At 72.3% G+C, this 23,081-nt stretch carries 22 protein-coding genes, 1 tRNA gene and 1 riboswitch; of the genes, 15 read left to right on the forward strand and 8 right to left on the reverse strand.

Annotated features, from left to right (window positions below):
* Nucleotides 1-7 precede the first annotated feature (7 nt).
* Nucleotides 8-244, reverse strand: a complete 237-nt coding sequence (locus DDE18_RS13295) for a type II toxin-antitoxin system VapB family antitoxin (RefSeq protein WP_116572738.1) — start codon at nt 242-244, stop codon at nt 8-10.
* Nucleotides 245-769: 525 nt separating this feature from the next.
* On the opposite strand from DDE18_RS13295, the gene topA reads away from it, so the two are divergent.
* The 7 genes from topA (at nt 770) to DDE18_RS13325 (ending at nt 8,094) form a co-directional block, all read left to right on the forward strand.
* Nucleotides 770-3,478, forward strand: coding sequence for a type I DNA topoisomerase (topA, locus tag DDE18_RS13300; RefSeq protein WP_116572739.1), 2,709 nt, complete (start codon nt 770-772; stop codon nt 3,476-3,478).
* A gap of 96 nt (nt 3,479-3,574) precedes the next feature.
* Nucleotides 3,575-4,228, forward strand: a complete 654-nt coding sequence (tmk, locus tag DDE18_RS13305) for a dTMP kinase (protein WP_116572740.1) — start codon at nt 3,575-3,577, stop codon at nt 4,226-4,228.
* Nucleotides 4,225-5,397, forward strand: coding sequence for a DNA polymerase III subunit delta' (locus DDE18_RS13310; protein WP_116572741.1), 1,173 nt, complete (start codon nt 4,225-4,227; stop codon nt 5,395-5,397). Before tmk ends, DDE18_RS13310 begins: the two co-directional genes overlap by 4 nt.
* Nucleotides 5,394-6,950 carry an alpha/beta hydrolase gene (locus DDE18_RS13315; protein ID WP_116572742.1) on the forward strand — a complete coding sequence of 519 codons (1,557 nt, stop codon included), beginning with the start codon at nt 5,394-5,396 and terminating at the stop codon, nt 6,948-6,950. Before DDE18_RS13310 ends, DDE18_RS13315 begins: the two co-directional genes overlap by 4 nt.
* A 139-nt stretch (nt 6,951-7,089) precedes the next feature.
* Nucleotides 7,090-7,162 (forward strand) — tRNA-Thr (locus DDE18_RS13320).
* Nucleotides 7,163-7,210: 48 nt separating this feature from the next.
* Entirely contained in the window at nt 7,211-7,339 is a 129-nt protein-coding gene (locus DDE18_RS24025; RefSeq protein ID WP_281258377.1) for a hypothetical protein, read from the forward strand.
* A 332-nt stretch (nt 7,340-7,671) separates the two neighbouring features.
* Nucleotides 7,672-8,094, forward strand: coding sequence for a YybH family protein (locus DDE18_RS13325; RefSeq protein ID WP_116572743.1), 423 nt, complete (start codon nt 7,672-7,674; stop codon nt 8,092-8,094).
* 276 nt (nt 8,095-8,370) lie between these two features.
* On the opposite strand, the gene DDE18_RS13330 is transcribed toward DDE18_RS13325, so the two are convergent.
* Nucleotides 8,371-9,006, reverse strand: coding sequence for an arginase family protein (locus DDE18_RS13330; RefSeq protein ID WP_116572744.1), 636 nt, complete (start codon nt 9,004-9,006; stop codon nt 8,371-8,373).
* A gap of 27 nt (nt 9,007-9,033) precedes the next feature.
* The gene (xylA, locus tag DDE18_RS13335) at nt 9,034-10,209 is read right to left on the reverse strand and encodes a xylose isomerase (RefSeq protein ID WP_116572745.1); all 1,176 of its coding nucleotides are present in this window, start codon (nt 10,207-10,209) and stop codon (nt 9,034-9,036) included.
* Nucleotides 10,210-10,276: 67 nt separating this feature from the next.
* Between xylA and DDE18_RS13340 the strand changes: the two genes are divergently transcribed.
* Nucleotides 10,277-11,470, forward strand: coding sequence for an ROK family transcriptional regulator (locus DDE18_RS13340; protein WP_116572746.1), 1,194 nt, complete (start codon nt 10,277-10,279; stop codon nt 11,468-11,470).
* A gap of 36 nt (nt 11,471-11,506) precedes the next feature.
* On the opposite strand, the gene DDE18_RS24030 is transcribed toward DDE18_RS13340, so the two are convergent.
* Nucleotides 11,507-11,632, reverse strand: a complete 126-nt coding sequence (locus DDE18_RS24030) for a hypothetical protein (protein WP_281258378.1) — start codon at nt 11,630-11,632, stop codon at nt 11,507-11,509.
* A 113-nt stretch (nt 11,633-11,745) separates the two neighbouring features.
* Nucleotides 11,746-12,423, reverse strand: coding sequence for a hypothetical protein (locus tag DDE18_RS13345; protein ID WP_116572747.1), 678 nt, complete (start codon nt 12,421-12,423; stop codon nt 11,746-11,748).
* Between the two features lie 92 nt (nt 12,424-12,515).
* Here DDE18_RS13345 and DDE18_RS13350 point away from each other — a divergent pair, with 92 nt between their 5' ends.
* On the forward strand, nt 12,516-13,331 hold the full coding sequence (locus DDE18_RS13350) for a glycerophosphodiester phosphodiesterase (protein ID WP_116572748.1): 816 nt from the start codon (nt 12,516-12,518) through the stop codon (nt 13,329-13,331).
* Nucleotides 13,332-13,336: 5 nt separating this feature from the next.
* Here DDE18_RS13350 and DDE18_RS13355 read toward each other — a convergent pair whose 3' ends face one another.
* On the reverse strand, nt 13,337-13,795 hold the full coding sequence (locus tag DDE18_RS13355) for a GNAT family N-acetyltransferase (protein WP_116572749.1): 459 nt from the start codon (nt 13,793-13,795) through the stop codon (nt 13,337-13,339).
* Nucleotides 13,792-14,691 carry an alpha/beta hydrolase gene (locus tag DDE18_RS13360; RefSeq protein WP_116572750.1) on the reverse strand — a complete coding sequence of 300 codons (900 nt, stop codon included), beginning with the start codon at nt 14,689-14,691 and terminating at the stop codon, nt 13,792-13,794. Before DDE18_RS13360 ends, DDE18_RS13355 begins: the two co-directional genes overlap by 4 nt.
* Before the next feature lie 65 nt (nt 14,692-14,756).
* A riboswitch (TPP riboswitch) is annotated at nt 14,757-14,866 on the forward strand.
* Here DDE18_RS13360 and DDE18_RS13365 point away from each other — a divergent pair.
* From DDE18_RS13365 to DDE18_RS23375, 5 genes are all read left to right on the forward strand, one after another.
* Complete coding sequence (locus tag DDE18_RS13365; protein WP_116572751.1) at nt 14,857-15,945, forward strand: thiamine ABC transporter substrate-binding protein; 1,089 nt, start codon at nt 14,857-14,859, stop codon at nt 15,943-15,945. It overlaps the preceding riboswitch by 10 nt.
* Entirely contained in the window at nt 15,921-17,579 is a 1,659-nt protein-coding gene (locus tag DDE18_RS13370) for an ABC transporter permease (RefSeq protein ID WP_245916678.1), read from the forward strand. Before DDE18_RS13365 ends, DDE18_RS13370 begins: the two co-directional genes overlap by 25 nt.
* 1 nt (nt 17,580) lies before the next feature.
* On the forward strand, nt 17,581-18,585 hold the full coding sequence (locus tag DDE18_RS13375; protein WP_116572752.1) for an ABC transporter ATP-binding protein: 1,005 nt from the start codon (nt 17,581-17,583) through the stop codon (nt 18,583-18,585).
* Between the two features lie 29 nt (nt 18,586-18,614).
* Nucleotides 18,615-19,661, forward strand: a complete 1,047-nt coding sequence (locus DDE18_RS13380; RefSeq protein WP_245916679.1) for a phosphatase PAP2 family protein — start codon at nt 18,615-18,617, stop codon at nt 19,659-19,661.
* 191 nt (nt 19,662-19,852) lie between these two features.
* Nucleotides 19,853-21,367, forward strand: coding sequence for a C40 family peptidase (locus tag DDE18_RS23375; RefSeq protein ID WP_245916680.1), 1,515 nt, complete (start codon nt 19,853-19,855; stop codon nt 21,365-21,367).
* Between the two features lie 13 nt (nt 21,368-21,380).
* Here DDE18_RS23375 and DDE18_RS13395 read toward each other — a convergent pair whose 3' ends face one another.
* Nucleotides 21,381-22,259, reverse strand: a complete 879-nt coding sequence (locus tag DDE18_RS13395; protein WP_165821149.1) for a sulfotransferase domain-containing protein — start codon at nt 22,257-22,259, stop codon at nt 21,381-21,383.
* A gap of 362 nt (nt 22,260-22,621) precedes the next feature.
* Here DDE18_RS13395 and DDE18_RS13400 point away from each other — a divergent pair, with 362 nt between their 5' ends.
* On the forward strand, nt 22,622-23,050 hold the full coding sequence (locus DDE18_RS13400) for a class I SAM-dependent methyltransferase (protein WP_245916681.1): 429 nt from the start codon (nt 22,622-22,624) through the stop codon (nt 23,048-23,050).
* The last annotated feature ends 31 nt before the right edge of the window (nt 23,051-23,081 follow it).

Below are 23,081 nucleotides of genomic sequence, written 5' to 3' on the forward strand. Positions count from 1 at the left end.
CGACGCCTCACGGTGCCCTGGGCGGCTGCACCACCCGGTCGCTGGACGACGCCACGCCACCGGCGCGGATCTCGTGGGGGAACTCGCGGCCGGGGCGGGGCGCGCGCCTCTCCTTCTCCCACTCCACGGCGAGGGCCTCGTCCACCGCCTGCTTCACCGCCTGGGTGAGCGACACGCCCCGTCGACGCGCCAGCTCCTGGACTGCCGCCCGCACGTGCGGGTCGTCGATATCGATCGCGGCCATGGCTCACGACTCCTCGGATCACGGGGGACCCCTGCCCCTGATTTCACAGTACCCCCGCCACGACCAGCCAGGGCTCGTCGGCCACCGGGTCGACCACGTCCCGCAGCAGCGGCGCCGGCTCCGGCTGCGCAGTCAGCGCCAGCAGCGCCGCTCGCCCCCCGACGACCGAGTCGAGCCACTCGAGGGTGCGCTGGTGCGGCGGGCGGCTCGGGCGGCACCACCTGCGGCCGCCGCTGCTCGTCGTACAGGTAGTCCTTCGGGTGGTCGTGGTGGTAGCTCACGGTGCCTCCTCGAGGCCGGGGTCTCGGTCCTCCGACGCTCTCCCCGGGCACCGACAGGCCCGGCCCGCTCATCCACAGGCGGCTCCCGGGGCGCCCCATCCACAGGCGACACGCCCGCACCTGGCCGGGTCCTGCGAGGTGCGTGGACGTAGTCCACCTGGGGGAGCGGTGTGGATCCGGCGTGGAGTTGTCGCGATGTGGCGCTACCGTTGCCGCGCATCACCCCCCTGGAGCAGGAGTAGAAGTGGCACACAAGCTCGTCATCGTCGAGTCACCCACCAAGGCAACGAAGATCGGTGGCTACCTCGGCGCGGGCTACGTCGTGGAGTCGTCGATCGGTCACATCCGCGACCTCCCGAACAACGCCGCGGACACCCCGGCCAAGATCAAGGACAAGCCCTGGGGCCGCCTCGCCGTCGACGTCGACAACGGCTTCGAGCCCTACTACGTCGTGCCGCGGGACAAGAAGAGCCACATCACCAAGCTCAAGCAGCTCCTCAAGGACGCCGACGAGCTCTACCTCGCCACCGATGAGGACCGTGAGGGAGAGGCCATCGCCTGGCACCTGCTGGACGAGCTCAAGCCCAAGGTGCCGGTCAAGCGGATGGTCTTCCACGAGATCACCAAGCCGGCGATCCTCGCCGCCGCGGAGAACCCCCGCGACATCGACATGGACCTCGTCGAGGCGCAGGAGGCGCGGCGCATCCTCGACCGCCTCTACGGCTACGAGGTCTCGCCGGTGCTGTGGCGCAAGGTGATGTCCGGCTTGTCCGCGGGCCGCGTGCAGTCGGTCGCCACCCGCCTCGTCGTCGACCGCGAGTGGGAGCGGATGGCCTTCCGCAGCGCGTCCTACTGGGACCTCGAGGCCACCTTCGACGCCGGAGCCGCTGGCGGCGACTCCGGTCCGCGGATGTTCCCCGCCCGCCTCCACACCGTCGACGGCGCCCGCGTGGCCAGCGGCCGCGACTTCGGCACCGACGGCCTGCTCAAGGATCCCGCTGGTCGAGCGGAGTCGAGACCCGTCCACCTCGACCGGCCGCGCGCCGAGTCGCTCGCCGCGGCGCTGTCGGACACGACGTACGACGTCAGGTCGGTCGAGTCCAAGCCCTACCGCCGCTCGCCGTACGCGCCCTTCCGCACGACGACGCTGCAGCAGGAGGCCGGCCGCAAGCTCGGCATGAGCGCCCAGGTGACGATGAGCGTCGCCCAGCGGCTTTACGAGAACGGCTTCATCACGTACATGCGTACGGACTCCACGACCCTCTCCGGCGCCGCGGTCAACGCGGCCCGCGAGCAGGTCCGGGAGCTCTACGGCAGCGAATACCTCCCGGACGCCCCGCGCACCTACGCGTCCAAGGTCAAGAACGCCCAGGAGGCGCACGAGGCGATCCGCCCCGCCGGCGACTCGTTCCGCACGCCTGCGCAGACCGGTCTGACCGGCGACCAGTTCCGGCTCTACGAGCTGATCTGGATGCGCACCGTCGCCTCCCAGATGAAGGACGCCACCGGCCAGAGCGTCAGCGTCCGCATCGGCGGCACCGCCGCGACCGGCGAGGACGTCGTCTTCGCCGCCGGCGGCCGCGTGATCACCTTCCACGGCTTCCTCAAGGCGTACGTCGAGGGCACCGACGACGCCGCGGCCGCGCGCGACGACCAGGAGACCCGGCTGCCGGCGCTGCAGGAGGGCGACGCGGTCACCGCCGCGTCGGTCACCCCGTCGGGCCACGAGACGAAGCCGCCGTCGCGCTACACCGAGGCCACGCTGATCAAGGAGCTGGAGGAGCGCGAGATCGGCCGGCCGTCGACCTACGCCTCGATCATCGGCACGATCGTCAACCGCGGCTACGTCTACAAGAAGGGCACCGCGCTCGTGCCGGCCTGGCTGGCGTTCTCCGTCGTGCGGCTGCTGGTCGAGCACTTCCCGCGGCAGATCTCCTACGAGTTCACCGCGCGGATGGAGGACGTCCTCGACGACATCGCGGCCGGCCGCCGCGACCGGGTCACCGAGCTCGCCGAGTTCTACTTCGGGTCGGGCGACGTGGAGGGGCTCAAGAGCCTCGTCGAGGGCCTCGGCGACATCGACGCCAAGGGGCTCGCGACCTTCCCGATCGGCTCGCCCGAGGACGGCATCTCGCTGCGCGTCGGCAAGTACGGCCCCTACCTCGAGGGCCCCGGCGACGACGGCGCCCCCGCCGGCAAGCGCGCCAACGTGCCCGATGACCTGCCTCCTGACGAGCTGACGCTGGAGAAGGCGAAGGAGCTGCTCGCCAACCCCGCCGGCGAGGAGAGGTCGCTCGGCCGCCACCCGGAGTCCGGCCTGGAGGTCGTGGCGAAGAACGGCCGGTTCGGCCCCTACGTCACCGAGGTGCTCCCCGAGGACGCGCCCAAGTCCGCCAAGGCGCGCACGGGGTCACTGTTCAAGTCGATGTCGCTCGACACGGTCACTCTCGAGCAGGCGGTCCAGCTGCTCTCGCTGCCGCGGGTCGTGGGAGTCGCCACCGACGGCGAGGAGATCACCGCGCAGAACGGCCGCTACGGGCCCTACCTGAAGAAGGGCAGCGACTCGCGGTCGCTGGCGGCGGAGGACCAGATCTTCGACATCACCCTCGACGAGGCGCTGGCGATCTACGCCCAGCCCAAGGCCCGTGGCCGCGGCGCCTCGACGGCTCCGCTCAAGGAGCTCGGCAACGACCCGGTCTCCGGCCAGCCGATCGTGGTCAAGGCGGGCCGCTTCGGTGAGTACGTCACCGACGGTGAGTACAACGCCACCCTGCGCAAGGACGACTCCGTCGAGTCGATCACCCTCGAGCGAGCGGCCGAGCTGCTCGAGGAGCGGCGCGCCAAGGGCCCGGCGAAGAAGACCTCGCCCAAGAAGACCGCCGCCAAGAAGACCGCCGCCAAGAAGACTGCCAAGAAGGCGCCGGTGAAGAAGGCTGCGTCGAAGAAGTCCTGACGGATTTCGTTGGTCGAGTAGCGCGCGAGGAACGAGCGGGCGTATGGAGACCACTCGACCGCGCGGGTGTCCCAGCCCCGCCGTAGGGTGTGGCGCGTGAGCCGACAGCCGAGCCCCGGGGTGTTCGCCGAGTCCGGCCTCTTCCTCTGCTTCGAGGGCGGGGAGGGCGCCGGCAAGTCGACCCAGGCACGCCTGCTCCGCGACTGGCTGGGGTCGCGGGGCCACACCGTCGTGCTCACCTTCGAGCCCGGGGACACCGAGGTGGGCAAGGAGCTGCGCCGGATCGTGCTCGACCCCGCCACCGGCGACCTCTCGCCCCGCACCGAGCTGCTGCTGTACGCCGCGGACAAGGCCGAGCACGTCCGCCGGGTGGTCCGGCCGGCGCTCGAGCGCGGCGAGGTCGTGATCACCGACCGCTACGTCGACTCCTCCCTGGCCTACCAGGGGGCGGGCCGCACGCTCGACGGCGCCGAGGTCGAGTGGGTGCAGCGCTGGGCCACCGCAGACCTGCGGCCGCACCTGACCGTCGTACTGGATGTGGCGCCGGAGGCGGGTCTGGGTCGCTTCGAGGAGCGCGACCGCATCGAGGCGGAGTCGACCGAGTTCCACGACCGGGCCCGGCAGGCCTTCCTCGACCTCGCCGCGCGAGACCCGGAGCACTACCTCGTGCTCGACGCGCGGGCGGCCGTGGAGGACATCGCGGCGGCCGTGCGGGCCCGGGTCGAGCCGCTGCTGGGGAGGCTGGCATGAGCTCCGCCACGCAGACGCGCACCGTCTGGGACGACCTGGTCGGCCAGCGGCCCGTCGTCGCGGCGCTCCAGCGCGCGGCGAGCGGGGACGGGATGTCCCACGCCTGGCTCTTCACCGGGCCACCGGGCTCCGGGCGCTCCAACGCGGCCGTGGCCTTCGCGGCCGCGCTGCAGTGCGAGACCGGCAGCGGCTGCGGGCAGTGCAAGGCCTGCCGCACGGTGCTGGCCGGCAGCAACCCCGACGTGTCCGTGATCCGCACGCAGAAGCTCTCCATCGGCGTCGACGAGGTGCGCGAGCTCGTACGCCGGGCCGCGCTGGCGCCGGCGGGCGACCGCTGGCAGGTGCTGGTCGTCGAGGACTCCGACCGGCTCACCGACCAGGCCTGCAACGCGCTGCTCAAGGCGATCGAGGAGCCGACCCCCCGCACCGTGTGGCTGCTCTGCGCGCCGACCACCGAGGACGTGCTGCCGACCATCCGGTCCCGCTGCCGCCTCGTCTCGCTGACGACACCCACGGCCGAGGACGTGGCGGCGTTCCTGGTCCGCACCCTCGGGGTGGGGGAGGCGCTCGCCGCGCACGCCGCGCGCGCCAGCCAGGGTCACATCGGCCGCGCCCGGGCGCTCGCCCGCGACGAGTCGACCCGACGCCGGCGCAACGAGGTGATCGGCCTCCCGGCGCGCCTGACCTCGCTCGGAGCGTGCATGACGGCCGCCACCTCGATCCACGAGCTCGCGAAGGAGGAGGCCGAGGCCATCACGTCCGAGCTCGACGCGAAGGAGAAGGCCGACCTCGACTCGGCCTACGGCGTGGTGGAGCGGGGCCGGCGGCCGAGGGAGTACGCCCCCGCGCTGGCCGCGATGGAGCGCGACCAGAAGACCCGCGCCAAGCGCCGGGTGCTCGACGTCGTCGACCGGTGCCTGGTCGACCTCGTGTCGGTCTACCGTGACGCCATCGCGCTCGGCGTCGGCGCCCCCGGACAGCTGGTCAACGAGGAGATCCGGCCCGATGTCACCGAGCTGGCCCGGCGGGTGTCGTCGGAGGAGCTGCTGCGGATGGTCGACGCGATCTTCGTGGCGCGTGAGCAGATGCTCGAGTTCAACGTCCCGCCCCAGCTCGCGCTCGAGGGCATGATGGTGGCGCTCAGGCTGCCGGGGGGAGCAGGTCGGTGAAGCGTCTCGTCGCACTGGTGCTGGTGCTTGCGGTCGTGCTGGTCGGGGCCGGCGTGCTGGGGCTGTCGGCCCTGCGGTCCGGTGACGACGGCCAGGCCGAGGAGCAGCTGGCTGCCCCCGACCCGACTCCGATCGAGTCCGAGACCGGGGACGCCGAGGAGCCCGGCGATCCCGTGCTCGCCGACTTCTACTCCCAGACCCTGGAGTGGGAGACGTGCGAGGACGGCCACGAGTGCGCCACCCTCGAGGTGCCCCTCGACTACGCCGACCCCGCCGGCGACACCATCGAGCTGGCGCTGCTACGGGTGCCGGCCAGGGGCCAGGCGCTCTCGTCGATGGTGGTCAACCCCGGCGGCCCTGGTGCCCCCGGCACCGACTACGCCGCGGCGGCCGGCCGCGTCTTCCGCGAGCCGCTCCGGCGCCACTTCGACATCGTGGGCTTCGACCCCCGCGGCACCGGCGAGTCGGCCCCCGTCGACTGCCTGACGGACGGCGAGCTCGACGAGTTCATCGCGGGAGATCCCGACCCCGACGACGCGGCCGAGGCGGCGTCGTACAGGCAGGACGTGCTCTCCTTCGGTCGCGGCTGCCGCGAGCGCTCGGGCGAGCTGGTCAGCCACGTCTCCACGGTGGAGGCCGCGCGCGACATGGACGTCCTGCGCGCCGCCCTGGGCGACCCCGCCCTCACCTACTTCGGCGCCTCCTACGGCACCAAGCTCGGCGCGACCTACGCCGAGCTGTTCCCCGAGCGGGTCGGGCGGTTCGTGCTCGACGGCGCCGTGGACGTCACCCTCGACAACCGCGAGCTCGGGCTGGAGCAGGCGGCCGGCTTCGAGACGGCGCTGCGTGCCTACATCGAGAACTGCCTCGAGACCGACGACTGCTTCCTGGGTGACAGCGTGGAGGAGGGGCTCGACACGATCACCGGGCTGCTGGCGGACATCGACGCCGACCCGCTCCCCACGTCGAGTGGACGCGAGCTGCGCATCGGCAACGCCTTCTACGGCCTGGTGTTGCCGCTCTACGCCCGCGACTACTGGTTCCTGCTCTCCGCGGCTCTCCGCGAGGCGCTGGGCGGCAAGGGCGACGCGCTGCTCGAGCTCGCGGACCTCTACACCTCCCGCGGCGCGGGCGGCTACAACGACAACTCGATGGAGGCGATCTACGCGATCAACTGCCTCGACGACCCGAGCTCGGTGCCCTTCGGGAAGGTCGAGCAGCAGTACGCCGACTTCGAGGAGGCCTCGCCCACGTTCGGCCGGGTCTTCGCCTGGTCCCTGACCGGCTGCCGCGGCTTCGGCGGCCCGGCCGGCGACGAGCTCGAGATCCGCGCCGAGGGCGCCGCCCCCATCCTCGTGGTCGGCACCACCCGCGACCCGGCGACCCCGCTGCGCTGGGCCGAGGCCTTGGCCGAGCAGCTCGAGTCCGGTGTGCTGCTGCGCCGTGACGGCGACGGCCACACCGGCTACAACTCCGGCAACGCCTGCGTCGACGAGACCATCGAGGCATACCTGATCGCCGGCACCGTGCCCGACGACCCCACCGACTGCTGAAACCCTCTCGATGGTGGAAGTACGAGCGCAGCGCGCCTCGACACCACCATTGCCGACCTGATTTCGACCCCGCCGGGGACGGGCGTTATCCTTCTCTGGTTGCCCGGCTGGTCGCGATCCGACTGACGCCGGGCAGCGTGCCGCCTTAGCTCAGTCGGTAGAGCGAATCACTCGTAATGATTAGGTCGTCGGTTCGATTCCGACAGGCGGCTCCGAGTGAAACGGCCCCTGACCAGTCCAACGCTGGCAGGGGCTTTCTCGTGCCCGACGCAGAGGACGAGACGGCGAGCGGTCCATGGGCGTTCTGCGCGGTCATCACCCACCATGTGCTGCCCGCCGCCGGCACCTCCGAAGCCACAGCCACACCGTCGACCGCGGCGCGACGCTGAGCCGCGAGTTCGTGAGTTCGTGAGTTCGTGAGTGTGCCCTATCCCGCTGGTCCGACCGGAGCGCCGACCGCGACTGCAGGCGGGACGTCGTACGGTGTGAGCCATCTGTGGCAGCCCACCCGCGACTGGGGTCGAACCACCCCATCCGACCATGGACTCCGCCGGATCCAGGGAGCAGTCTGAGCGGGATGGGGGAGTGGAAACCTCGCCCAAAAACCTGATCCGTGCGGATCGAGCCTCAAGGTGGCTGAGCAACTTCGGTATAGGTCCTCCCGTGGCGAGGGGGCATAGGTCCGATTAGATTCGTCACGCTGTCGGGGACGGAAACCGGTATGGATCTCGATGAGTTCGCCAGCCAATGTGAGCAGGCATGGCAGGTCTTCGTGACCGGCGACCCTGGTCCAGCAATGCTGCTGTTTTCACGCCGCGACGACGTGACGCTCGCCAATCCGTGGGGTCCCGCTGTAACAGGATGGGCCGACGTATCACGGACGCTGGAAGCGGCGGCGGCCCGCTGGCGAAACGGCCGGGTGTCAGCGTTCGACGTACTCACCAGATTCATTTCGGAGGATCTCGCCTGTTACCACGAGATCGAACGCGGCGAGGGAATCCTTGGCGGTCGTTCTGAGCCCGAGTCGTTTGCCCTTCGGGTGACCTCCGTCTACCGCCGTGAGGACGGACAGTGGCGCATCGTGCTCAGACACGCGGACCCCATCCTGGCCGCTCGACCAGTCAATGCGACGCTCAGTGGCTAAGAGGTCGCTCGTATTGGTCATGGTCGCCGGGTGCGGTGAGAGGGTCGAGGTGGTCGTCGGCTGTGTACCAACGTCCGGTAGTCCCGTTCCCTCGGCGCACCACTGTCCGGCCTCCGCTGCACGCGTCAAGGGCACTAGCGTGACACGTGAACGGTTACCGACCCTTGACCCGTTCCGCTGCGACCTACACCCGGCATTAGAGGGATCGGGACCAAACTGTGGTCCATGCCCCGTGGTGCCCCGCCCGTCCGGAACTGCCGCCAGTGCCAGTCCACGTCAATCGCCCTGTCGCGCGTGGGGGATCGGCAGGAGTGGGTCGAGTGCGTCGAGCAGCCGACTGACGTAGGTCGGAGGGTTGGTGTCGTCGGCTGCGGACTCGAGCTCACCGACCTCGAGTCCGACAAGCTCGGACTTCGCAAGCGCCTGGGCGGTCGCGTGGAGGTCGTCGAGGGTCATGCCGTGGGGGACGAGGTAGTCCGTGGGCACGGTGCCGGCGTCGAGGACGTCGCAGTCGATGTGCACGTAGACCGGTCGCCCGCCCACCACCTGACGCAGCTCGTCGGCCATGGATGGTCCGACCTTGACCAGGGCCAGGGTCTCGGCGTCGATGAGCTCCTGCTCGGGTGCGTCGATGTCCCGTGCGCCGACCAAGACGGCGTTCCGGGTGGCCAGGCCGGCTCCGAGGCCGGAGTCCCACAGGCCGAGCGGACCACTTGAGGCAAGTCCGCCCAAGTAGCCGGTGGAGGAGCTGTCGGGGGTGTTGAGGTCGGCGTGCGCGTCGAACCAGACCACCACCGCGTCCGGCCGGTGCCTGGCTACCACCGGAAGGGTCGCGAGCGCCACCGCGCAGCGGCTCAACGCCGTGACCGGAAGAAGACCCTGACCGAACACCTCATCAAGCCGGTCTGCCATCTGCCGGCAGGAGCCGGCGGCCCAGGCTCAGCGCCGGCCGAGCAGGTGCTCGACGGCGAGCTGCTCGAGGCGGACGGCGCCGACGCCGCGAGCTCCGGCCAGCTCGGGGTCGAAGTCCTCGTAGGCCGACGGGTCGGCGAGCAGGTCCTGCCACGACTCGCCTGCTGCCAGGGTCGACGTCGCCAGCTCGGGCACGCGGGCGGCTTCCAGCGCCTCGACCACCTCCGGGTCGGCGCGGAACGCAGCGGCGCGCTCCTTGAGCATCAGGTAGGTGCGCATGTTGGCCTCGGCGCTCTGCCAGACGCCAGTGGTGTCCTCGGTGCGCAGCGGCTTGTAGTCGAAGTGGCGGGGCCCGTCGTAGCCGGCGGTCTCGAGCAGGTCGACGAGGAAGAACGCGTTGAGCACGTCGCCGTGCCCGAAGATGAGGTCCTGGTCGTACTTGATCCCGCGCTGGCCGTTGAGGTCGATGTGGAACAGCTTGCCGGCCCACAGTGCCTGCGCGACCCCATGGACGAAGTTGAGCCCGGCCATCTGCTCGTGCCCGACCTCGGGGTTGACCCCGACCCGGTCGGCGTGGTCGAGGCTGGCGATGAAGGCCAGTGCGTGGCCGACCGTGGGCAGCAGGATGTCGCCGCGCGGCTCGTTGGGCTTGGGCTCGAGCGCGAACCGGATGTCGTAGCCCTGGTCGATGCAGTATTGCGCCAGCGTGTCGAGTCCTTCGCGCAGGCGGTCGAGCGCGGCGCCGATGTCCTTGCTGGCCTCGGTCTCCGAGCCCTCGCGCCCGCCCCAGAAGACGTAGGTCTGCGCGCCGAGCTCGGCGGCGAGGTCGAGGTTGCGCATCACCTTGCGCATGGCGAAGCGGCGTACGTCCCGGTCGTTCGCGGTCAGGGCGCCTTCCTTGAACACCGGGTGGCTGAACAGGTTGGTGGTGACCATCGGGACCGTGAGGCCGGTCTCGTCGAGGGCCTTGCGGAAGGCGTCGATCCGGCGCTCCCGCTCGGGGTCGTCGCTGCCGAAGGGGATCAGGTCGTCGTCGTGGAAGGTGATGCCCCAGGCGCCCAGCTCGGAGAGGCGGTGCACGGCCTCGACCGCGTCGAGGGGCGGGCGGGTGGCGTCGCCGAAAGGGTCGCGGGCGGTCCAGCCGACGGTCCAGAGCCCGAAGCTGAAGCGGTCTTCCGGCGTGGGGGTGAGGGCGTCGGCCACGGTCTTCCTCCTGCGATCGGCGAGTTAGTCCAAGACATGGACTAACTGGTAAAGTACGCTGCGCTGCGTGGCCGGTCAAGGGGCGAGCGCACTCCGGGCGGCGAACACCGCCGTGGTCGTGGAGGAGCTCCGCCAGGGGGGTCCCACCACCCGCGCGGCCCTCGCCCGGCGCACGGGCCTGGCCAAGCAGACCGTCTCGACGATCGTCGCGCGGCTGCAGGCCGACGGCGTCGTCCGGGAGGTCGGGCTCAGCCGCACAGAGCCCGGGGGCGGTCGCCCCGCAGTGCTCATCGAGTACGCGGCGGACCGCGCGCTGGTCGCCAGCATCGAGCTCGGCGTTGGCCGCACCCGGGTGATGGTGGCGGACGCGCTCGGCGAGCCGCTCGGCATCCACGACGTCCCCCTCGGCGGTCGGCCCAGGCGGCAGCTCCCGGAGGAGGTGCTCGATGCCGTGTGGGCCACCCTGGTGGACGCCACGTCCGACCACGGCGGCCTCCAGCGCCTGCGCGCCCTGGGCGTGAGCGTCACCGGGCTGGTGCAGCCGGCCACCGGCACCTGCGTGCTGGCTCCCAACCTGGGATGGCGCGACGTGCCGGTGGCGTCGCTCCTGCGGGAGAGGCTCGCGTCACTCGAGGTCGACGTCCCGGTGGTGGTGCGGGGCGCTGCGCAGGCTTCCCTGATCGCCGAGCACAGGGAAGGGGCTGCGCAGGACGTGGACGACGTCGTTCTGCTGTTCGAGGACGAGGGCGTGGGCGCGGCCATCATCGAGGCGGGGAGGCTGCTCGACGGGTCGGACGGGACCGCGGGTGAGCTCGGCCACTGTGCCTGGCCGGGGGCCGACGCGCGGTGCGGCTGCGGGCGCCGGGGCTGCGTGGAGACGCTCGCCTCCGGCCCCGCCGTACGACGCGTGGTCGAGCGGTCCACGGGCAAGCGGCTGCCCCGCCGGCCCGGCGTCTCGACGTACGCCGTGCTCGCGGACAGGCGGGAACCAGAGGTCCTCGCCGCGGCGGCCGAGGCCGGACGCGTGCTGGGGACCGCTGCCTCCTGGCTCACCGCCCTCACCGCGCCCAGGCTCGTGGTGCTCTCGGGATCGCTGGTGCTCGCCCCGGAGCCGCTGCGCGCGAGCCTGGCCGAGGTGCTGCGCGCCCGTGCCCTCGAGGACGAGCCCGAGGTCGTGCCCGGCCGCCTCGGCGACATCGCCGCCCTGCGCGGCGTGCTGCTGTTGGCCCTCGACGGCGCCCGGCGGCAGACCGCGGTGTGACGTCCGGTCCGCGCGACGGCCGGCCGCCAGCGCAGATCAGGTGAACAGCAGCACCAGCACGCCGAAAACGGCGAGCAGGGCGACCATCAGGGCGAGGCCGGAGCGCTCGTCCGGCCGGTGGGAGCGGCGACGGGGGTCGAGATGTCCTGCGGCGGGGGCCATGGCGCGTATCCCTTCGGGGGTGTGCCGCGCCCGAGCGCGCGTCGTGTCTTCCACGAAACGCGGTACCCGGCAGGGCAGGACGTGACACGGCCCAGGGAGCGGTCACATCGGCCTCAGGACGGGGAGGGCTCCTCGTCGTCGTCCTCGGGGAGGTGCGGGTCGGCGAGCAGCCACTGGGTGATGGGTCCGTCCGCGGAGCGGTCGTGGTGGCGCACCGGCTCGGGGACCATCCGCCCCTCGGCGGTGTCCCAGAAGCCGTCGACGCGGCGGGCGAGGCCGCGTGCGAGGTGGCCGAGCCGCGCGTGCGGGATGTAGGGATGCGGCCGGGTGGGTGCGTGCAGCTCGGCGTGGTAAAGCTCCTCGCCCCAGTCGGGGTCCTGGTCCTGGTGGTGCGCCGCGAGGTCACGCACGAGCAGGCGCTCCAGCCGGAAGGTGGCCTCGAGCTCGCGGCGTACGTCGGACCAGATCGATTCCCACGGCCGGCGGATCGCGTAGGTCGAGCCGTAGAGCTTGGCCTTGACCTGGTTGAGCGCGAGCTCGGTGCGCCGCACCTGCTCGATGAACATCCGCGCCCGCGCCACCCCGTCGGGCACGTGCGTGCGGACGGGCGGGACGACGACGTCGATGACCGCGCCGAGGTGGCGGCTGGTGGCGGCGAGGAACGTGTCGATAGCGGGGTACTGGTCACGGACGTGCGCCCCGTCGGTGCCCGGCCTCGCAGTCGTCGCGCGGTCGAGGCGCTGCCGTAGTGCCGCATGGGTGGCCTTGAGGCCGCCGACGAGCGTGTCCATGGCACCATCTCCACTCGTTGCTCCCTCCAGTGTGCTCCGGAGCAGGAGTGGCGACAAGGTAAAGAGAGTCGGGTTTGCCTACCCTGTGCGCCATGCCCCACGTCGTACGACGCCGCCGCGGCGTCGGCGCAGCGCTGACCCTGGCGCTCGCCACCGCTGCCACCGCCCTGCCTGCACACGCCGCCGACGCGGGGCAGCAAGGCCAGCGCGACTTCTCCGTCACCGCGCACCGCGGTGGTCCGACGCGCACTCTGGGCGAGAACACGATGGCGGCCTTCCGGCACTCGATCGAGGCCGGCGCGACGGCGATCGAGACCGACCTGCGGCGCACCAGGGACGACGAGCTCGTCGTGCTCCACGACAGCGGGGTCGGGCGCACCACCAACTGCACCGGCCCGATCGGCGACTGGACCCTCGCCCAGCTGGACAGGCGGTGTCGCGAGGACACCAGCGGCAAGCCGCTGCCGCACTTCGACGAGCTGCTCGCCTTCGCCCAGCGCAAGCAGGGGCTGAGCCTGATGGTGGAGCTCAAGGGCAGCAACTGGTCCGTCGTGCAGGTCCGCCGCGTCGTGCGCCAGATCAAGGACGCCCGGCTGGTCGACCGGATCGCGCTGTCCAGCCTGCGCGTGACCGTGCTCGAGCGGGTGCGCCAGCTCGCCCCCGGGCTGGGCAACCAGCTGATCGCCTCGGGGTGGCGCAAGGTGCGCGAGACGCGGGGCAAGGTCGGCGGCTACAACGTGCCCGCCGACGCGCTCACCCGCACGCGGGTGAAGCGACTGCGCAAGCACGGCATCACGGTCGTCGGTGGCCTGTCCGAGACGCCCGCCGAGTGGCAGCGGCTGCAGCGCCTGGGCGTCGACGGCGTCGTGGTCAGCAAGGTCGACGCCTACCGCAGCTGGCTCGGCTGACCGCGTCAGCGGGCCGGTCGCACCATCGGCCGGTGCCACACGCCATCTTCGTCGAACTCCGGCCCGCTCGGCGTGAACCCCCACCGGGCATACCAGGGGACCAGGCCCACTTGCGCGTCCAGCCGCACCTCGCGGTCGCCGGCGAGCGCCATGGCCTCGTCGACCAGCCGGGCCGCGAGCCCCTGTTCGCGGTGCGCCGGCGAGACGACGACACGCCCGATCCTCAGGTAGTCGCCCTCCTCGAGCAGCCGGAGGCAGCCGACCAGCTCGCCGTCCACCTCGAGCAGCAGATGGCGGGTCGACGGGTCCAGGTCGCGGCCGTCGAGGTCGGGGTAGGGCGAGCCCTGCTCGACGACGAAGACCTGCTGTCGCAGCCGCCACAGCGCGTACGACGCGCGCACGTCGAGGTCGTCGATCGAGACTGTCCGCACGGTGGCGCGGGCGGAGACGTCGTCGTCCGTCATGAGACTGCCTCCACGACCTGGCGGAACGCCCGTCGCGCCTCGGGGAGCAGCGGCAGGAGCCCGTAGACGTGGATCAGGTCCGGCTCCTCGACCACGGTGAGGTCCCAGCTCGACTCCGCGGCGCGCCGGGCGAGGAGGCGGCAGCCCGGAGCCAGCAGGTCACGCGTGCCGTAGAGCATGATCCCGGGCGGCAGCCCGTCCAGGTCGGCCAGCGCGGGGGAGACCTCCGGGCGGCCGAGGTCCGCCTCCGACCCCGCCCACCACACGGCGTACGCGTGCAGCTTGCCGAGGAAGAGCCAGCGGTCGACCTTGTCGAACTCGGCCGTCTCCGGGGTGCTCGTCGTCAGGTCGCCCCACGGCGCGTGCAGCACGAGGTGGGTGGCCGGCGTGGCGCCGCGGTCGCGCATCGCGACCGCGATCGCCAGGGCGAGCCCACCCCCGGCCGAGTCACCGGCGAGCACGAGGCCGCCCGGCTCGTCCGCCCACCGGCTGGCGTGGGCGACCAGCGCCTCGTGGGAGTCGCGCCAGGTGTGCTCGGGCGCCAGCGGGTAGTCCGGCAGCACCACCCGCGCCCGCAGCGCGCGGGCCAGCCGCGTGGCGTAGCGGACGTGGTGCGCGTCGATCGGCGCCATGAAGCCGCCGCCGTGCACGTAGTAGATCGTCCGGATCGGCGTCAGGTGGCGCGGCGTCACGACGTGCGAGGGGAAGCCGATGTCCTCGGTGACCACGCTGAAGCGCCGGGCGAAGCCGGGCACGGCACCCGTCGGCAGCGACCGGTCGAGCCGCTCGTGCCAGGCGACGACGCGGGCCCGCTCGTTGGCCTCGGTGTCGAGCTCGCGGCTGCGGCGCAGCCGCGGGATGAGGGCAGCGAGGGCGTCATGCTGGAGGCTCGGCACGGCCGACAACCTAGTCGCGCGCGGACCGTGGCGGAACGCCGGTGCGCCTCGGAGTAGAGTCGCGAGTCAACAGACAGGGGAGCACGTGCACACGTGCTGAGAGTGCGGGACAGCCGCAGACCCTCCGAACCTGATCCGGTTAGCACCGGCGATAGGGAGTCGCACATGACCACGCGCCTGCGCGCACGCATGTTCGCCGCCACCGCCCTCCTCGTGACGGGCTGCAGCACGATGGGCGGCGAAACCGCCGAGGCGCCCGAGCCCTCGCCGAGCACCCCGGGGGCCGCCGAGGAGGCCGGCGGCGAGGTCGTCCTCGTCACCCACGAGTCCTTCCACCTGCCGGAGAAGCTCGTGAAGGCGTTCGAGTCGGAGTCGGGCTACGACCTGACGACCCGCGCCGCCGGGGACGCAGGCACGCTGGCGGCCAAGCTGTCGCTCACGGCCGACAACCCCACCGGCGACGTCGCCTTCGGCATCGACAACACCTTCGCCTCGCGGCCCCTCGACGAGGACGTCTTCGACGCGTTCTCGCCGACGCTGCCCGAGGGCGCGGAGGACCACGTGCTCGAGGAGGGCGCCGACCGGCTCACCCCGATCGACACGGGCAGCGTTTGCGTCAACATCGACCGCACCTGGTTCGAGGAGGAGGGGCTGGAGCCGCCGCGGACGCTCGACGACCTCGTGGACCCGGCGTACAAGGGCCTCTTCGTCACCCCCGGCGCCCCCACCAGCTCGCCCGGCATGGCCTTCCTGCTCGCCACCGTCGCGGAGTACGGCGAGGACGGCTGGCACGACTACTGGGCCGACCTGATCGCCAACGACGTGAAGATCGTCGACGGCTGGGAGGACGCCTACTACGGCGACTTCACCCAGGGCGGCGGCAAGGGCACCCGCCCGATCGTGCTGTCCTACGACTCCTCGCCCGCCTTCACCGTCCCGGAGGGCGCCGACGAGTCGACCACCGAGGCGCTGCTCGACACCTGCTTCCGGCAGGTGGAGTACGCCGGGGTGCTGGCGGGCGCCGACAACCCGGTCGGGGGCCAGGCGGTGATCGAGTGGCTGCTCACCGACGAGGTGCAGTCGGCCCTGCCGACCTCGATGTACGTCTTCCCGGTGAGCGCCACCGCGACCATCCCCGACGACTGGGCGAAGCACGCCGAGCAGCCGACCGAGCCGCTCGAGGTGTCCCCGGAGGACATCGCCGCCCACCGCGAGGAGTGGCTGACGGAGTGGCAGGACATCACCACGCGCTGACGCGCCGACTCCTCACCCTCGCCGGCCTCGCCGTGGGGCCGGTGCTGGTGCTCGGGGTCTTCTTCGTGCTGCCCGTCAGCGGCATGGTGGCGCTCGGCTTCTGGCCCGACGGCGCCTTCGACCCCGGCGGGGTGCTGGAGGTGCTGGCCAGGCCCCGGGTGCACCGGGTCGCCTGGTTCACGGTGTGGTCGGCCTCCGCCGCGACGCTGCTGTCGGTGGTGCTGGGGATGCCGGCGGCCTTCGCGCTGCACCGGCTGGCGATCCCCGGCCGCCGGCTCGTGCGCGCGGCCCTGCTCGTGCCGTTCGTGCTGCCGACCGTGGTCGTCGGCGTGGCGTTCCGGGAGCTGCTGGGTGAGAGCGGGCCGCTCGGCTTCCTCGGCCTCGACGGCACCCCGGTGGCGATCATCGCCGGCCTGGTGTTCTTCAACGTGGCCGTGGTGGTCCGGGCGGTCGGTGCCGCCTGGGAGTCGCTCGATCCGCGGCCCGGCGAGGCGGCCGCCGCGCTGGGCGCGACGCCGTGGCAGGTTTTCCGCACGGTCACGCTGCCCGCGCTGCGGCCGGCGGTCGTGGGGGCGGCGAGCGTGGTGTTCCTCTTCTGCGCGACCGCCTTCGGCATCGTGCTCACCCTCGGCGGTGTGCGCTACGCGACCGTCGAGACCGAGATCTACCTGCTGACCACGACCCTGTTCGACCTGCAGGCGGCGGCCGCCCTGTCGGTCCTGCAGCTGCTGGTGGTCACCGTGCTCCTCGCGCTCGCGGCCCGGCTCCGGGCGGTGCCGGACCCCAGCGCCCACCGCGCTGTCGTGCGGGCCCGCGGGGTGCGGGTCCCCGACGTGCCGGCCGTCGCGGCGACCGGCGTGCTCCTCCTCGCGGTCGCCGCCCCGATCGCCACCCTGGTCGCCGGGTCGCTGCAGACCACGGAGGGCTGGGGGCTCGACAACTACCGGGCGCTCACGACGACCGGCGACGACGGGGCGCTGCTGGTGCCGGTGACCGAGGCGCTGGTCACGTCCCTGCGCACGGCCGTCGACGCGACCTGGATGGCGCTGCTGTTCGGGCTCGTGGTCGGCATCGTGGTGACCCGGCGCTCCCACACGCGCACCGAGCGGCGGGTGCGGTCGGTGCTCGACGGCTTCTTCATGCTTCCGCTCGGCGTCTCGGCGGTGACGCTGGGCTTCGGCTTCCTGATCACCCTCGACCGGCCGCCCGTCGACCTGCGCGACTCGGCCCTCCTGGTCCCGATCGCGCAGGCCCTGGTCGCCCTGCCCCTCGTCGTACGCACCATCGTGCCCGTCCTGGCCGGCATCGACGACCGCCAGCGCCAGGCGGCGGCGTCGCTCGGCGCCACGCCGTGGCGCGCCCTGCTCACCGTGGACCTGCCTGCGCTCTGGAAGCCGCTGGTGGCGGCCAGTGGATTCGCCTTCGCCGTCTCGCTGGGTGAATTCGGCGCGACCGCGTTCCTCGCCCGCGACGAGCGGCCGACCGTGCCCGTGGTGATCTTCCGGCTGATCGGCCACCCCGGCGAGATGAACTACGGCATGGCACTGGCCGCCTCCGTCGTGCTCGCCGCCGCCACCGCCGTCGTCGTGCTCGCGGTGGAGCGGCTCCGGGTGCCCAGCGTGGGAGCCTTCTGACGTGACGACCACGGCCCTCTCCCTCTCGGACGTCACCGTGGCCTACGACGGCGTCACCGCCGTCGACCGCGTCAGCCTCGAGCTCCCGCACGGCGAGGTGCTCGCCGTCCTCGGCCCCTCGGGCTGCGGCAAGTCGACCCTGCTGCGGGCGGTGGCCGGGCTCGAGCCGCTCACGGAGGGCCGCATCCGCTTCGCCGGCGAGGACGTCGACCACCTGCCGACGCACAAGCGGGGCTTCGCTCTGATGTTCCAGGACGGCCAGCTCTTCGCCCACCTCTCGGTCGCGCGCAACGTCGGCTACGCCCTGCGCCTGCGGCGTCTCGGCCGAGCCGAGACTGCGTCCCGCGTCGCCGAGTTGCTCGAGCTCGTCGGTCTGACGGGGTACGCCGACCGGCTGCCGGCCACCCTGTCCGGCGGCGAGCGGCAGCGGGTGGCCCTGGCCCGCGCGCTCGCGGTCGAGCCCCGGCTCCTGCTGCTCGACGAGCCGCTGTCGGCGCTCGACGCCACCCTGCGCGAGCGGCTCGCCGTCGACCTCCGCGGCATCCTGAGGGCAGCAGGCACGACCGCCCTGATGGTGACCCACGACCACGACGAGGCGTTCACCGTGGCCGACCGGCTGGCCGTGATGCGCCGTGGCCGCCTCGTGCAGTCGGGTCCGATCGCCGACGTCTGGGCTGCGCCGGCCGACGAGGAGACGGCCCTGTTCCTCGGCTATGCGCGGGTGCTGACCGGTGCCGACGCCGCCCGGGTGCTCGCCGCAGCCGGCCAGCCGGCGACGGCGAGCCTCGCCGTACGCCGCTCGGCGCTCGTCGCCGACGAGGCCGGCTGCCTCCCGGGGACCGTGGTGTCGGCCCGCGCGACGCCGGACCAGGTGCGCCTCGTGGTGGACGTGGACGGGATCGGCGACCTCGACGCCGTCGCGCCCCTGGGCAGCCACCACGCGCCGGGCGAGCGGGTGTCGCTGCGGGTCGACCCGAGCAGGGTGGCGCCGATCCCCACCGGGTGACGCTGGGACCGATCCCTAGACTGGCCTGCGTGTATCGCCCGGCCTACGCCCTTCTCGTCGGAACCGCGGCCGTCATGGGCCTCCTTGCGGTCACCGCGGCGATCGTGCTCGACCGCAGGATGGTCGACCCCGAGGGCTTCCTCGGGCCGTCCTGGCTGAGGCTGCCGCTGCTGATCCTCGGAGCGCTGCTCCTCGACCTGCTGCCGCGCACCCTGTGGGTCTCCCGCTTCAACCCCAAGCTGATGCCCGGCATCGTGCGTGAGCGGCTGCGTGAGCACTGGACGCGCGACCGGCTGGTGCTCACCGTGCTGGGCGTCGTGTGCTTCTACGTGACCTACGTCTGCTACCGCAACCTCAAGTCGTTCCTGCCGTTCATCATGGGCGACGAGAAGTTCGACCGCGAGCTGCACCTGATCGACCGGGTGCTGTTCTTCGGCCACGAGCCGGCCACGGTGCTGCACACCATCTTCGGCACCGGCTTCAGCGCCCACATCCTCTCGTCGATCTACCTGTGGTTCCTGCCACTGGTGCCGCTCGCCCTGACCGCGTGGCTGATCTGGTCGCGCAACATCACCTTCGGCTACTGGTTCGCCACCTCCCAGTGCCTGGCCTGGAGCCTCGGCACGGCGTCCTACTACGCGCTGCCGACGCTGGGCCCGGGTTTCGCCTACTCGTGGCTCTACAGCGACCTGCCGGAGACCGGGTCGGGCGTGCTGATGGAGTCGCTCTTCTACGCCCGCAAGGGCGTGCTCCGCGACGGCACGGTCGGAGCCGTGCAGTCGGTGGCGGGCTTCGCGAGCCTGCACGTCGCGATCACCCTGCTGGTGGCCCTGATGGTGCAGTACACCCTGCGCAACCGGCTCCTCCAGTGGGTCTTCTGGGTCAACTTCGCCGTCACCTGCGTCGCGACCCTCTACTTCGGCTGGCACTACGTCGCCGACGACATCGCCGGGGTCGTCATCGCCCTGGTGTCCTTCTGGCTCGGCGGGCTCGCAAGCGGGCAGAAGTTCGACAGACACGGGCTCGCCTCGCATCCGACGTCGACGACGGCCAAGGTGCCCGTCGAGGCCGACTGACGCGCCGTATGAATTACACCCCTGTAGTACGTCAAGCCGACACGCCGGGCAGTTGAGAAGTTTTGGTAAAAACTGTTCCCCATGTGACGAATGATCACTAACGTGTCACGAGTGCCCTGAGTGGTTGGGAAGCCGCCCGGGTCACGGACCGCCACCGGAGACGGTGCTGACAACTGCAAGGGGAAGAGACCGTGCGAGCCCTGCCTCCACGCGGCTCCGCCACGCCCAGCCGCCACCGGCTGGGCTGGGTGGGCGTCGCTGCCATGAGCCTGACCCTCGCCGCGGGGATGACCACGGCGTGGGCCGACGAGAGCGTGCCCTCGGAGGAGGAGGTTGCGGACGCCGAGCGGGCCGCGCGCCACCAGGAGCGCGACGTCGCGGCGGTCCAGGGCGACCTGATCCGCGCCAACGAGCGGCTCCAGCAGTCAGCGGTCGCCGCGGCGCAGGCCGCCGAGGCCTACAACGGTGCGGTCTACCGGGCCGAGCAGGCGCGAGAGGCTGCCGCCGCCGCCGCCCGGGCGGCCAGGGCAGCGCTCGCCGACGTGCAGCGCCAGCAGGCGGCGTACTCCCAGACCGTGGTCCGCAGCTATGAGCTGGCCCCCACGGTCACCGGCCTGGCGGCCGTGGCCGAGGCCGACGGCATCGAGGAAGTCCTCGACCGCACGAGCACGATGATCAACGCCGAGGACGCCCTCGATGCGAGGTACGACGCGTTCCACGCCGCCGCCACGCTGGCGGAGGCCACCAGCCTGCGCGCCGAGGAGCGGCGTGCGGAGGCAGAGCAGCTGGAGGCGGAGGCGGCAGCCGCGCGCGACGCCGCCGCAGCCGCGGAGGCGTCCGCCCTGGCCGAGTCGGAGCAGATCGCCGCGGCCAGGGACGAGCTGATCTCCGAGCTGGCGACGCTGCAGGGCATCAGCGTCAGGCTGGCCGAGCAGCGGCAGACGGCGCTCGAGAGGGAGGCTGCGGAGGCCGCGGCCGCCGCCCAGCAGGCCGCCCTCGAGGCGGAGCAGAAGGCGCTGGAGGAGGCCGCCAAGGCGGCCCAGGAGTCGGCCACGCCGACCCCGGCGCCGACGCCGAAGGCCCCGACGACACCGAGCGCCACTCCCATGCCGAGTGCGACGCCCAAGCCGACTCCAGTCGCCAGCGCGACGCCCACACCGAGCGCCACGCCCACCCCGACGGCGACGCCGACTCCCAGCGCCACTCCGACACCGACTCCGACACCGACTCCGACACCGACTCCGACGCCGAGCGCGACCCCGACGCCGGCTCCGAGCCCGACCCCCAAGCCGACTCCGACCCCGACGCCGCCCCCACCGCCCACGACCGCCCCCGCTCCGACGGGCAGCCCGGCGGCCGCGATCGCGCACGCCCGGCAGCAGATCGGTGATCCCTACAAGTGGGGCGCCGCCGGCCCGAACGCGTGGGACTGCTCCGGCCTGACGATGGGGGCGTGGTCGGCAGGCGGGAAGTCGCTCCCGCACTACTCCGTGGCGCAGTACACCCAGTCCACGCCGATCACGGCAGCCCAGTTGGCGCCCGGCGACCTGGTCTTCTGGGGCTCGAGCAGCAGCCCGGGCTCGATCTACCACGTCGGCCTCTACACCGGCGGCGGGATGATGGTCCACGCGCCGCGCACCGGCCGGCCAGTCGTCGAGGAGTCGATCTACGCCTGGCAGGCGCCCGACTTCTTCGCCCGCCCCTGAGATCCGGCAGGCCTCAGGCCGGCAGCGGCGCGACCTTCTTCGCGAAGCGCGCGGCCAGCCCACCGGGCTCGAGCGACCCGTCGAGCACCTGGCGGGTCGGCCACCCGGACGTGTCGATCCCGGAGAGCCGCTCGAAGAGGGCCAGGTCCGCGGCGTACAGCTCGGCCAGCGACGCCAGGTCCTCGGCCGTCGGCGCCGTCCCCGTGACCAGCTCGGCGCCGGCATAGCGGTTGCGCAGCGGCGGCCGCTGGTCGAAGCGCGGCAGCCCGAGGTGGTCGGTGGTGCGGTCGACGCAGGTGTCCCAGTCGGCCAGCATCGAGCGGAACTCCAGCAGGAGCCACTGCTCGCGCGGGAAGATCTCGAAGCCCCGCTGGAGCTGGGCGCCGTAGTAGCCACGCGCAATCCCCGACATGTGCTTGTAGCGCATCGCCCGCACTCCGCCCGGCAGCTCGGTCGGCAGCGTCATGGGGCGGAACTCCGTGAGGAAGCCCGGCCAGTCGGGCCAGTCGGGGTTGCGCGTGCGCAGCATCGTCCAGTGCGAGAAGAGCCGCTCGAGGGGGTCGCGGAAGACCGCGATCAGCGGCATGTCCGGCTTGTAGGCGTGCATCCGCTCCAGCGCGTGCGGCCAGAACAGGTAGACCGGGGTGGAGTCGCCGACGAGGCGGTGCACCTTCGCCCGTCGCGGCGCGGTGTAGTCGCGCTCGTAGTCGGGGTGCTCCCAGTCGTAGTCCTCGTTGTTGAAGAAGTGCGCCTCCTTGCGCGGGGGGCGGCACACGAACCGGTGCTGGCTGATGGTCCCCGACAGGGTGGACGTCCCGCTCTTCTGCACGCCGACGATCGAGAAGTTGTAGGGCATGCGGCCCAGGTCGGTCTCGGGCTCGGGGCGGTTCACGTGCCCAAGCATGTCAGGCAGCCGCGCAGGGTGCGGAGGGCCTCGCCGCCGAGGTGCGGACGCGTCGCCCCGCTCGTCCGCCCTCAGTACGGTGACCACCATGGCGACGCAGGACGCACCTCCTGGGACCCGGCCATCCGCCCGCGCCGCTTGCGGCGTGCCCGAGGTGATGCTGCGCTCCGAGGCGCTGCTGGGGCGCGAGTCGTGAGGCTGCCCGCCCGGAGCGACCGGGCCCGCCGACGCGTCCCGGGCCTGGGCGGCTGGGACGAGGACCCGCTCTGGGCCACTGTCTACGACTGGCTCGTGGAGCACCCGGCCATCGGGGTGCCCGCCTGGCGGCTCGGGCTCGGCAGCGACCTGCGGTGGCTCTACGCCGCGGCCGAGGAGATCGCGGCCCTGCCCCCGGGATCGCGTGTCCTCGACGTGCCGACGGGTGGGGGCGTGGCGCTGCGTGGCCTGCGCCCCGGCCAGGGGCTCGACTGCCCTTCGACGACGGCTCCTTCGACCTGGTCGTCAGCTTCACCGGGCTGCACTGCTTCCCCGACCCGCAGCGGGCGGTGCGCGAGATGGTGCGGGTGCTCCGCGCCGGTGGGGCCATCACCGGCAGCTCGATGTTCCTCGGCGCGGGCTGGCGCCTCGAGGTGGCCCGCCGGATGGGCACGGCCGCCGGCGTCCTCGGGCCGATGTGCACGGCCGACCAGGCCAGGGCCTGGCTCTCAGCGGCCGGCTGCCGTGACGTACGGCTCGCGATGAGCGGCGGCATCGGATATTTCCGCGCCGTTCGGGCCTGAGCTGTCACACCGCGGCGTCGTGCGGTGTCTC

Source organism: Nocardioides gansuensis, from assembly GCF_003076135.1.
Lineage (GTDB): Bacteria > Actinomycetota > Actinomycetes > Propionibacteriales > Nocardioidaceae > Nocardioides > Nocardioides gansuensis.

Excerpts from the sequence above, each read along its gene's own strand:
- DDE18_RS24030 (WP_281258378.1), bottom strand. The coding sequence starts at position 11,632 with ATGGCCCCCGCCGCAGGACATCTCGACCCCCGTCGCCGCTCCCACCGG.
- DDE18_RS13310 (WP_116572741.1), top strand. The coding sequence starts at position 4,225 with ATGAGCTCCGCCACGCAGACGCGCACCGTCTGGGACGACCTGGTCGGC.
- DDE18_RS13295 (WP_116572738.1), bottom strand. The coding sequence starts at position 244 with ATGGCCGCGATCGATATCGACGACCCGCACGTGCGGGCGGCAGTCCAG.
- DDE18_RS13355 (WP_116572749.1), bottom strand. The coding sequence starts at position 13,795 with ATGACGGACGACGACGTCTCCGCCCGCGCCACCGTGCGGACAGTCTCG.
- DDE18_RS13365 (WP_116572751.1), top strand. The coding sequence starts at position 14,857 with ATGACCACGCGCCTGCGCGCACGCATGTTCGCCGCCACCGCCCTCCTC.
- DDE18_RS13345 (WP_116572747.1), bottom strand. The coding sequence starts at position 12,423 with ATGGACACGCTCGTCGGCGGCCTCAAGGCCACCCATGCGGCACTACGG.
- DDE18_RS13325 (WP_116572743.1), top strand. The coding sequence starts at position 7,672 with ATGGATCTCGATGAGTTCGCCAGCCAATGTGAGCAGGCATGGCAGGTC.
- DDE18_RS13330 (WP_116572744.1), bottom strand. The coding sequence starts at position 9,006 with ATGGCAGACCGGCTTGATGAGGTGTTCGGTCAGGGTCTTCTTCCGGTC.
- DDE18_RS13350 (WP_116572748.1), top strand. The coding sequence starts at position 12,516 with ATGCCCCACGTCGTACGACGCCGCCGCGGCGTCGGCGCAGCGCTGACC.